Below are 3,417 nucleotides of genomic sequence, written 5' to 3'. Positions count from 1 at the left end.
CGCCCGCCTCGCCGAGCCTGTGCTGCTGGGGGAGTTGGCGGCCGAGGCCAGCCTGAGCGAGTTTCACTTCAGCCGCATGTTCAGCCAGACCCTGGGTACCTCGCCCCACCGTTATCTGCTGGGACTGAGGTTGCGCCGCGCCAAGGCGCTGCTGGCAGCCGGTGCCTCCCTGGGGGAGGCGGCGAACCAATGCGGCTTCTCGTCGGCGGCGCACCTTGGCAACCGCTTTCGCGGCCAGTTCGGACTGAGCCCGGGGCAGTGGCGCAGCCGACTGTCATCAGAGTGTCATGAGGGGCAGGGATAGTGAGGATGCGCCCGACTGCGACGGGCGCATTTCATCCCGTTATCCCGTCACCCCAAGCCAAGGAGCTCCCTTGAAACAAAGCAAACGTCAGGCCCGCAGCCGCCACCTCTGGTTCAGTCACTGGAACGCCCCCCGCTGGTTTGTCCCCGCTCCCGCCACCCCCGAACCCGCAGTGCCTCACAGTTCCCGCTGAAATCTGCTCGTCCGCCATAGGAAGTTAGCGTCAATTTTGCCACTATGACCTCAGTCGTTTACTGCTGTCATGGGGCACTATGTTTCTGGAACGTATTGAGATAAAAGGCTTTCGCGGCATCAATCGCCTCTCCCTCAGCCTGGACAACACCATAGTGCTCATCGGCGAGAACGCCTGGGGCAAGTCGAGCCTGCTGCGGGCGCTCTGGTGTCTGCTGGGTCAGGAGGCGGAGCCCTATCAGTTCGGCACCGATGATTTTCACCGGCCGGAGGATCCGGAGCTGGCTCCCGCCAGCAGCCTGCAACTGGTGCTCACCTTCAGCGAACACAGGCCGGAGATGTGCCTGCGCTCCCAGCGTCTGGCCCGGCTCGCCCCGGTCTGGATCGGGCACAAGGACAAGTTTCACCGCATCCACTACCGCGCCAGCGCCGAGCTGCAAGAGGATGGCTCTGTGCAGAGTCGTCACGATTTTCTCGACGGCATCGGCAAGGTGCTGGAGGGGGTGGACAGCAAGGCTCTGGTGAGTCTGCTTATCACCATGAATCCTGTGTTTCGGCTGCGGGATGCCCGCAGTGCCCGCACCGGCCAGGAGGCGGTGCCCTGGCAGGAGCTGAGCGAGCATCGCCTCGACGAGCTGATGACCAAGCTGGGGGACGAGCCTCAGCGCATTGGCGAGGAGGAGCTCAAGGAGGCCCTCAGCGCCGTGCGTCAGCTCACGGATCACTATTTCAAGGCCCTGGCCCCCATCAAGTACAAGCCGCGTAGCCAGCGGGAGATCATCAACCGGCCCATGACGCTGCGCAATCCCGGCAACCTGCAAAGCCTGCTGCGCGGGGCCGACAACCGGGCGTTGCAGCTGGCCATGGCCGGCATGGCCGGGGCCCTGCTCAACGCCCGGGGCAACCGGGAGCTGGAGCAGGGGGCCAGGCCCATCATGATACTGGAGGATCCGGAGAGCCGGCTCCATCCCACCATGCTCTCCCTGGCCTGGGGCCTGCTCGAGCAGCTGCCTGGCCAGAAGCTGCTCACCACCAATTCGGGGGATCTGCTCTCCTCCCTGCCCCTCAATCAGGTGCGTCGCCTGGTGCGCCGCCAGCAGGACATCCTCTGCCATCAGCTCGGCGGGGAGCGTTACAGCAGCGAGGATCTGCGCAAGATTGCCTTTCATGTGCGCATCAACCGACCCATGTCGCTGTTCGCCCGCTGCTGGCTGCTGGTGGAGGGGGAGACGGAGATCTGGCTGCTCTCGGAGCTGGCCCAGATCTGCGGCTACAGCCTGCGGGCGGAGGGGGTGCGTATCATAGAGTTCGCCCAGTGCGGTCATGCCCCCCTCATCAAGGTGGCGCGAGACTTTGGCATAGAGTGGCACCTGCTCACCGATGGGGACGAGGCCGGTGCCAAGTACGCAAGCTCGGCCCGCTCCCTGCTCAAGGGGGAGCGCGAGCAGGAGCGGCTGACCCAGCTGCCCGCCGCCGACATAGAGCATTACCTGTATCGCAACGGCTTCGAGGCCGTGTACCGGCGCGAGGCCGGGGTGGGTGGGCGCTCGTCCCTGAGCGCCAGTCGCATCATCAACAAGGCTATCCATCATCGCAGCAAGCCCGGCATGGCGCTGGCCGTGGTGGAGGAGGCGGAGCGGCTGGGGCGCGAGCACATCCCCCTGGTGATCCGCCAGATGTTCAAGCGGGTGGTCGCCCAGGCGCGCGGGCAGGGCTGAGCCGGCCGCCGGGGCAGGGCTAGGCGTTTGGATCCCGGGGCGGGTATACTCGGCGCCTTTATGACAGGAGGCGTGCATGTTTTCCCAACTACCCCTATGGCTCTACCCCCTGAGCGGCCTGATGGCCCTCGGCGCCCTGGCCTGGCTGGCCCTGGTGCTCTGGCGTGGCGATCTCTGCCCGGGTCAGCGCTCGCGCATCACCCAGCAGAGCTTCTCGGTCTGGGTCATCACCGGGCTCTCCGTCATGCTGGCGGTGGAGGCCAAGGCGCCCCAGTGGCAGATCTGGCTCGGTGGTACCGCCCTGGTGCTCGGCATCGGCGTCTCCCTGCTGCAATCGCGGCTGGAGGGCAAACGCGCCATCCCGGGTCACTGGCTCTGGCTGCCGGCCTTGCCCCTGGCTCTCTATGGGGTGGGGTTGCTGACGCGCAGCGGCTGGGTGAGCGGCCTGCTGCAAATGGTGCTGCTGGGCGCCGCCTTCGCCCACCTGATGCTGCTGCGCGCCCGCCATCGGTTGCAGGCGTTCAATACCCTGTTGCCCATGGCGGGGCTGGGGGCGGCCATGGCCAGCCTGCTCTGGTTTGCCGCCTTGATGCTGGTGCACTCGCCAAGCGAGGCCGTGCTGGCAGATCTCCTGCCCTGGATCCTGACCCAGGCCAGCTTGCTGATCGCCGCCCTGCTGCTCTGGTTCAGCCCCCTCTATCGTCAGCAGGAGACGGCGCCCGTGGTGCTTTCGGTCACCCTGTGCGGCCTGCTGATCGCCGAGATCGCGGCCACGGGGGCACTGCAACGGCTGGTGCTGTGAGTCGGCAGCCTCATCGCGTACTAAAGAAGGGCCCTGTGGGGCCCTTCTTGCATCCGGACTGGCTTGGCAGAGAAGGCAAGGGATTGTTTCATCGCATAAAAATCCATCGCCCTGCTGGTAAAAGGGACGGATAGCGCCGCATTAATCTACAAACTCAACTTTATCAAGATTTTTGCTTGCAATATTTGCGCTGGCGCCTATTATTGGCGACCTCAGACGCGGGGTGGAGCAGCCCGGTAGCTCGTCGGGCTCATAACCCGAAGGTCGTCGGTTCAAATCCGGCCCCCGCAACCATCTGATATTCAAGGTGATTATCGCAAGGCGATGGCAACTTGATGCTGGCAGTACCCAACCAGACAACTGCTCTGTCTCGTTGGCACAATTCGGACGCGGGGTGGAGC

General features: G+C 64.9%; 4 protein-coding genes and 1 tRNA gene. All 5 read left to right on the top strand.

The window, feature by feature from the left end; genetic code table 11:
• On the top strand, positions 1-304 hold a 304-nt coding region (locus tag BN1119_RS20105), incomplete at its 5' end, for a helix-turn-helix domain-containing protein (protein ID WP_041998501.1).
• Between the two features lie 70 nt (positions 305-374).
• A complete protein-coding gene (locus BN1119_RS21040) occupies positions 375-497 on the top strand; it encodes a hypothetical protein (protein ID WP_280136488.1) in 123 nt (40 codons plus the stop codon).
• Positions 498-576: 79 nt separating this feature from the next.
• Positions 577-2,214 carry an ATP-dependent endonuclease gene (locus tag BN1119_RS12855; protein WP_041998499.1) on the top strand — a complete coding sequence of 546 codons (1,638 nt, stop codon included), beginning with the start codon at positions 577-579 and terminating at the stop codon, positions 2,212-2,214.
• A 76-nt stretch (positions 2,215-2,290) separates the two neighbouring features.
• Positions 2,291-3,016 (top strand): hypothetical protein, encoded by a 726-nt coding sequence (locus BN1119_RS12850; RefSeq protein WP_041998497.1) that lies wholly within the window; start codon positions 2,291-2,293, stop codon positions 3,014-3,016.
• Between the two features lie 217 nt (positions 3,017-3,233).
• Positions 3,234-3,310 (top strand) — tRNA-Met (locus BN1119_RS12845).
• The last annotated feature ends 107 nt before the right edge of the window (positions 3,311-3,417 follow it).

The sequence above is a fragment of the Aeromonas bivalvium genome (genome assembly GCF_000819765.1).
Classification (GTDB): domain Bacteria; phylum Pseudomonadota; class Gammaproteobacteria; order Enterobacterales; family Aeromonadaceae; genus Aeromonas; species Aeromonas bivalvium.
The sequence above is the reverse complement of the archived record's forward strand: the minus strand, read 5'-3'. Positions and strand labels throughout refer to the sequence as shown.

What these genes read in the sequence shown, in the direction of transcription:
- BN1119_RS12855 (WP_041998499.1), top strand. Translation starts at nt 577, where the DNA reads ATGTTTCTGGAACGTATTGAGATAAAAGGCTTTCGCGGCATCAATCGC.
- BN1119_RS12850 (WP_041998497.1), top strand. Translation starts at nt 2,291, where the DNA reads ATGTTTTCCCAACTACCCCTATGGCTCTACCCCCTGAGCGGCCTGATG.